The 6,046-nt window shown below is 52.7% G+C and carries 4 protein-coding genes and 3 tRNA genes; all 7 read left to right on the top strand.

The window, feature by feature from the left end; genetic code table 11:
- Positions 1-1,067: 1,067 nt before the first annotated feature.
- The 7 genes from ACIQTS_RS18020 to ACIQTS_RS17990 all read left to right on the top strand — a co-directional run bounded on the left by ACIQTS_RS18020 (position 1,068) and on the right by ACIQTS_RS17990 (position 5,812).
- Positions 1,068-2,492 carry an amino acid permease gene (locus tag ACIQTS_RS18020; protein WP_402474289.1) on the top strand — a complete coding sequence of 475 codons (1,425 nt, stop codon included), beginning with the start codon at positions 1,068-1,070 and terminating at the stop codon, positions 2,490-2,492.
- A 176-nt stretch (positions 2,493-2,668) separates the two neighbouring features.
- Positions 2,669-4,045: an FAD-linked oxidase C-terminal domain-containing protein gene (locus ACIQTS_RS18015; RefSeq protein ID WP_365946656.1), complete on the top strand. Its 1,377-nt coding sequence runs from the start codon at positions 2,669-2,671 to the stop codon at positions 4,043-4,045.
- A 109-nt stretch (positions 4,046-4,154) separates the two neighbouring features.
- Positions 4,155-4,228 (top strand) — tRNA-Pro (locus ACIQTS_RS18010).
- 286 nt (positions 4,229-4,514) lie between these two features.
- Positions 4,515-4,586: transfer RNA gene (locus ACIQTS_RS18005), tRNA-Gln, on the top strand.
- 48 nt (positions 4,587-4,634) lie between these two features.
- Positions 4,635-4,710, top strand: a tRNA-Glu gene (locus tag ACIQTS_RS18000).
- Positions 4,711-4,870: 160 nt separating this feature from the next.
- On the top strand, positions 4,871-5,230 hold the full coding sequence (locus tag ACIQTS_RS17995) for a hypothetical protein (protein WP_402474290.1): 360 nt from the start codon (positions 4,871-4,873) through the stop codon (positions 5,228-5,230).
- A 66-nt stretch (positions 5,231-5,296) separates the two neighbouring features.
- Positions 5,297-5,812 (top strand): GtrA family protein, encoded by a 516-nt coding sequence (locus ACIQTS_RS17990; RefSeq protein WP_365946654.1) that lies wholly within the window; start codon positions 5,297-5,299, stop codon positions 5,810-5,812.
- Positions 5,813-6,046: the final 234 nt, after the last annotated feature.

The following is a 6,046-nucleotide window of genomic DNA, read 5'->3' as shown; positions in this document are numbered from 1 at the left end:
ACCGTTTGGTGCCGGGGCCTCACCTGTTTAACGAGAAGGGGAGGGGGAATTGGGCAGCTGGTGCTGCTTGGTTCCCCCTCCCCTCCTGCTTTAACGACCAGTGCGTCCAGGGTATTTGTGTTGGCCAAGGTTGCCGGCGAGCTCAGTTGCTTGCACCGGATGACGAGGGCCAGGTTACCCGAGAATTATTCACTGGAGTTCTTATCCAAATTGAAGATCAGGTTGTCGGCCCAGCCAGCCTTGCTGAGCCATATTTGTTCCCTGACGGGTATCGACTAAAAATGCCAGCTGGTCGACTGCGTAATTTGAGTTTCAGGCACCAAGGCGACAGCTCCGTTTCGGAAGACGATTCCCGCAGTTGCACCACATTCACCTGCCGGCGTGCAATGGTGAGAGCAACTGGCAACCACAGGTCTCGGCGTAAGGGGATTCGACCGACCAAGGGAACCAAGACTGCGAGAATTCACCGGGTCAGGCCAATGAACGTCATTGTGGACCTCGTCTTGGAAAGCCTTGAAAGCAATAGATACTGTCATCCACCGCCCGAAGACACCGGCATCGTGTTTCTGAAGACGCGGACGCTAACGGACAGCAGATGCTTTGACTTCCGGTGGACAACATGACGGACACAGGCGGGCGTGGCTGCTGACCACTGACGTGCAGCACTTTGAAGCCAGCCGTATCGGAATCCTGCCTCGATATCGAGGGATTGCGCAAGCACATTTAAGCATTCTCAAGGTCGTTGGTGAGGATCGCGCAGCATGATCCTTCAATTGGATTCACGAGTATCTGACTGCATTGCATGCCGGGATGTGTACTTCTATCTACAGCTCGCGAGTGGTCGAAATTACAGAATGCCCATCACGCTGTCCCGAGATACCCGTTGGAAGAATTGCCGTCCGGTATCTCAGCTTCTTTTCACCACGAGTCTGAGGTACCGGACTATCTTGTCTTTTTCCCCGCTCCAAGATGCGTGTGACTGCGATTACATGGATGTCGGGGTTGAAGCACACCATGAAAAGTGAGCGGCAAACCTCTGATGCAGTTAGGAATCTCGGAGGAGCAGCATGCGTACTAGCCAGACAAGTCAAAACTTGAAACGTGGTTTAAGCACACGGCACATCAGGTTTATCGCTCTAGGGTCTGCTATTGGCACAGGCTTGTTCTATGGTTCCGCAAGCGCCATTCAAATGGCTGGGCCAGCGGTGCTGTTGGCATACATACTCGGTGGGGCAGTGGTGTTCATGGTGATGCGTGCGTTGGGAGAAATGGCAGTCCGCAATCCGACCTCCGGCTCATTCGGAAGCTATGCCACTGAATTCGTTGGACGCTTTGCTGGCTTTGCAACCGGGTGGACCTACACGTTTGAAATGTTTGTGGTGGCCCTGGCTGACGTGACAGCTTTTGGCGTATATATGGGTTTCTGGTTTCCCAACGTCGAACGATGGATCTGGATCCTGGCAGTTGTTTTCTTCATTGCCGCCGTGAACCTGCTCTCGGTCAAAGTCTTCGGGGAACTGGAATTTTGGTTCTCCTTGATCAAGGTCGTCGCTATCATAGCAATGATCGCTGGTGGCGTTCTCGTAATCGTCTTCGGGTTGGGCAACCAAAGCGAAGGAGCTGCAGGTCTATCCAATCTCTTTGCTGGCGACGGTTTCATGCCGCATGGTGTCTGGGGCATTCTCGCTTCCCTGACGATTGTCATGTTTGCCTTCGGCGGCACCGAAGTGATCGGCATTACCGCTGGCGAAGCGCAAAACCCGCGTAAAGTCATTCCGCAGGCAATTAACTCTGTACCAGTGCGCATCTTGCTGTTCTACGTACTGACGCTCAGTGTCATCATGTGCATTCAGCCGTGGAACACGATTGATGGTAGTGAAAGTCCATTCGTTTCGATCTTCTCCAGCATCGGCTTCTCGTCAGCAGCAAATGTCCTGAACTTCATCGTCATCACTGCGGCACTCTCAGCAATCAACGCAGACATCTTCGGTGCGGGACGCATGATTCACGGTATGGCCAAACAAGGCCAGGCACCACAGGTATTCACGAAGACCACGGCTAACGGGGTCCCATGGGTGACTTCACTATCGATGATCGGCGCATTGCTTATTGGCGTAGTGCTGAACATCTGGTTCGAAGATGAGATCTTCTTCCTCATTGCTGCATTGGCTACTTTCGCCACCGTCGTTGTTTGGTCGATGATCCTGATCTCTCATATTCGGATGAAGCACCGGATAGACAGAGATAATCTTGAACCTTCTGCATTCCCAGTTCCGCTTTGGCCAGTGGGTAGCTACTTGGCGCTGGCCTTCATGATCTTCGTCATCATCTTAATCGGCATTATTCCTGATACGCGTAGTGCACTCATTACCGGTCTAATCTGGGTGGCAATCCTGGGCGTCTGTTATCGACTATTCGTCAGGGGAAAAGCTCTTCCCGCAGAAATGCAAGCAGCACAATCGAAAGAAAATGCAGCAGCTGAAAGGTCCTAGCCCGATAAATAATAGGGCAATGACGTATGCCGGCCCCGGACTGGCTGGCCATGAGGGCGCAAACGCAGTGTTGAACCGAGCTACTAGTAAATTGCCAAGTCATCAAGTTCGGCAAAGACCTTCAAAAGCCGTAGTCTCAGGTAATCACTTGCACGCAACGATCCGTGGAGATAAAGATGGCCGCTAACCATGCCGGATTTCTAGATGCCCTCAGCGCGGCATTACCAGAGAATGCCATAGAATCATCGGGCCCGCTGCTTCGAGAAAACTCTAGAGACTTCGGGCAGTTGTCGGGGGATCCCATTGAACCGCTGGCCGTGGTTTTCGCCAGTTCCGTAGCGGATGTACAACACGTTCTACGCTTGGCTAGCGAATACAGGGTACCGGTCATCAGCCGCGGTGCCGGCACAGGTGTTTCTGGCGGTGTGCACGTACTAGGTGATGCCATCGTCTTGAACTTGAGCAAGATGAATAGAATCCTCGAGATCCGCCCGGAAGATGAAGTCGCTGTGGTTGAACCTGGCGTCATCAATCATCAGCTGAACGAAGCCGTTTCCGAATTCGGCCTCATGTACGCCCCGGATCCTGCTAGCTACAGGATGTCTACAATTGGCGGCAACATCGCAACCAACGCGGGAGGCCTGCGGTGCGCGAAGTATGGCGTGACTCGAGAAGCAGTGCTCTCCCTAGACGTCGTATTGGCTGACGGCCGACTAATCCGCGTTGGCAAGAATACGTTCAAGGGTGTAGCAGGGTATGATCTCGCCGCACTTTTCACAGGGTCCGAGGGCACGCTGGGCGTTGTCGTTCGCGCAGTTCTCCGATTGCGCTATCTCCCGGTAGACGAACGAGACATAGCTCTATTGTTCCCCAGCCTGGAGGAAGCAGTCGAGGGCGTTCAACTGATTGCCAAAGCCAGAATTCAGCCTGCCATTTTGGAACTCATCGATCATTCGACTCTGCTCATTCTTGATGAACAGTACTCGACGAATTACGCAGGTCTTGGCGGTGCCATGCTCTTGGCTCGACTGGATGGCTACGGCGCCGAGCGCGAAGAAGCCGCTCTCCGCAGTGTTTTCGCAGAACGCAATGCCCAGCTAAGCAATTCGGCAGATCCGAGTGCTATGCAACTGATCGAAATGCGCCGAACCAGCCGGGGTGATACTAAAGACGATGCTTACCGGACTGGAGAGGATGTCGCCATTCCGAAAAGCAAGATGCTTGAATACGTGCACCGCGTTCAACGGGCTGCGCGGGAGGAAAACGTAAACATGCGGATGATTTCGCATGTAGGGGATGGCAATCTGCATCCGACGTTTTCTGTAGAACCCGAAGACGGCAACGAGCCACTAGCGAGGCTTGACCGTGCAGTTGAAAGCTCCGTACGTATTGCACTGGAACTAGGCGGCACAATTACTGGCGAACACGGTGTCGGGTTGATCAAAAAAGATTGGTTGCAATGGGAACAAGCAACAGAAGTGATCGAACTCCAACAGCAGATCAAGAACCTTTTGGACCCGTTGAATATCTTGAATCCTGGGAAAGCTATCTAATGGTCTTAAGCTGCGAGTCCCGGCTAAGGACTTGGCGGCAAAGAAAAGAGTAGCTATGCCGGGCATTGATGAGAATTCTGCAGGGTGTATAGTGAAATGGTTGTAACCACGGGATATAGCGCAGCTTGGTAGCGCGCGTCGTTCGGGACGACGAGGTCGCAGGTTCGAATCCTGTTATCCCGACACACAGCTAAGGGGGAACTTCGGTTCCCTCTTTTGCATTAAGCAGTCGTCTCAGCACGCAGTGACAGGTCAAGTGGACCTGCCTCCTTCGGCGGCAATTTATCGGCTGACGTGTAGCGAAGCTCAGGTCTGTTACAGGCATTTCAATAAACGAGCTGCAGATCACTCGAGGATATTGCCCCAGGATGTGCGATCCGTGAATTTTTTAGGTATAGTTATATCTCGTGCTAAGGCGTTCAGCGCAGATCAGCTTCGGCTGCTGAAGCAAATGAATACCAAGTCACATTGGGATATGGTGTAATTGGCAACACAACGGTTTCTGGTTCCGTCATTCTAGGTTCGAGTCCTGGTATCCCAGCGCTTCACCAAAGAGATTTGGTGAGCTGAAGATTTATCTTCAGCATACGGCCCCATCGTATAGCGGCCTAGTACTCCGCCCTCTCACGGCGGCAACACGGGTTCGAATCCCGTTGGGGTCACCAAAGCAAAAATCGCGAAACTTATGTTTCGCGATTTTTTTATGCCCAAAAACCGAGGATTCTACGGAACCGACAGCGGCTTCCGCTGAAACCTCCTTAAGCAGGGTAATCCGTCAGTAATGTAACGGCGCAGAGTTGCAGGTCTGGCGCGGGTGAGGGGAAACTGCCCGTTGAGCCCGTTGAGCCCGTTGAGCCCGTTGAGCCCGTTGAGCCCGTTGAGCCCGTTGAGCCCGTTGAGCCCGTTGAGCCCGTTGAGCAGGTTGAGCAGGTTGAGCAGGTTGAGCAGGTTGAGCAGGTTGAGCAGGTTGAGCAGGTTGAGCAGGTTGAGCAGGTTGAGCAGGTTGAGCAGGTTGAGCCCGTTGAGCCCGTTGAGCCCGTTGAGCCCGTTGAGCCGCAGGGCATAACAACTCATTGCCGCCATCCTGGCCATTGGACGCTGCCACAAAAATGCCCGACTCATATATCGCTGGAAGCTCATGAGCTTCAATCTGAGCATGCTGTGCAAGGTGACCCATATGGATAACTAAGAACCGCCCTGATTAAGTTTCAATTTTCTATTCGCCGATCCTGGGATGTTTATGCTTGATCCATGAGTGGCAGAGCCAAAGCATTTAGCGATGAAGGCGCACGGGATCCATCGCGCCCAAAACAGTATCGGGAACGAAAGAGAGCTCTGTACTTCCTGGGCATAGGAGGATTCTGCTTCCTCCTGACCTTGGCAGTGAATTACGGATTGAAGTTCACGATTCTGGGGGCGCATCCAACTTCAGCTTTTCTTATCGCTAATGCAGCGGCCACGGTAGTTTCCTACTACCTCTCGCGACGGTTTACCTTTGGGGATGTCGTCCATGGCCTCAAACGTATCCAGTTCATCAAATTCGTCGGCATGTCTACGGTAGCTATTGGAATTACTGCGGCGCCGGTTTATGTATCCCGTTGGATCTTTGGAATCACGGAACCACACGTTTCTTTTATCGTCCAGGAGATTGCCGACTTTATCGCCGGACCAATTATCGGGACGTTACTTGGGATGATCTTCCGATGGTGGGCAATGAAGAAGTTCGTCTTCCTGGATACGCTCCATAAACGTACAGAGATCCTGTAAACCGCAGGAGCAAAGCAGTCGCGATTCCGCTGCAGATTTGTTCAACTGTCAGGGCGTCAGAGTACGCCCGCGGATTATGCCACCACAGTGTAACCACGATCACTGTCAAAAGTGCCCTGCCGATTTGCGGAGCCCTGAAAACCTGTGTATAGTTTTTATCTGTTGCCGGAACGGAAACAACACGGAATCTACCGATTGTTTACCCGGCAGCCAATCACTTTTCACTGAAGGTTT

The organism is Glutamicibacter sp. NPDC090743 (assembly GCF_044769125.1).
Classification (GTDB): Bacteria; Actinomycetota; Actinomycetes; order Actinomycetales; family Micrococcaceae; genus Glutamicibacter.
Note: the sequence above shows the minus strand (reverse complement) of the source record. Positions and strands in the feature narration are given on the sequence as shown.

What these genes read in the sequence shown, in the direction of transcription:
- ACIQTS_RS18020 (WP_402474289.1), top strand. Translation starts at nt 1,068, where the DNA reads ATGCGTACTAGCCAGACAAGTCAAAACTTGAAACGTGGTTTAAGCACA.
- ACIQTS_RS18015 (WP_365946656.1), top strand. Translation starts at nt 2,669, where the DNA reads ATGGCCGCTAACCATGCCGGATTTCTAGATGCCCTCAGCGCGGCATTA.
- ACIQTS_RS17990 (WP_365946654.1), top strand. Translation starts at nt 5,297, where the DNA reads ATGAGTGGCAGAGCCAAAGCATTTAGCGATGAAGGCGCACGGGATCCA.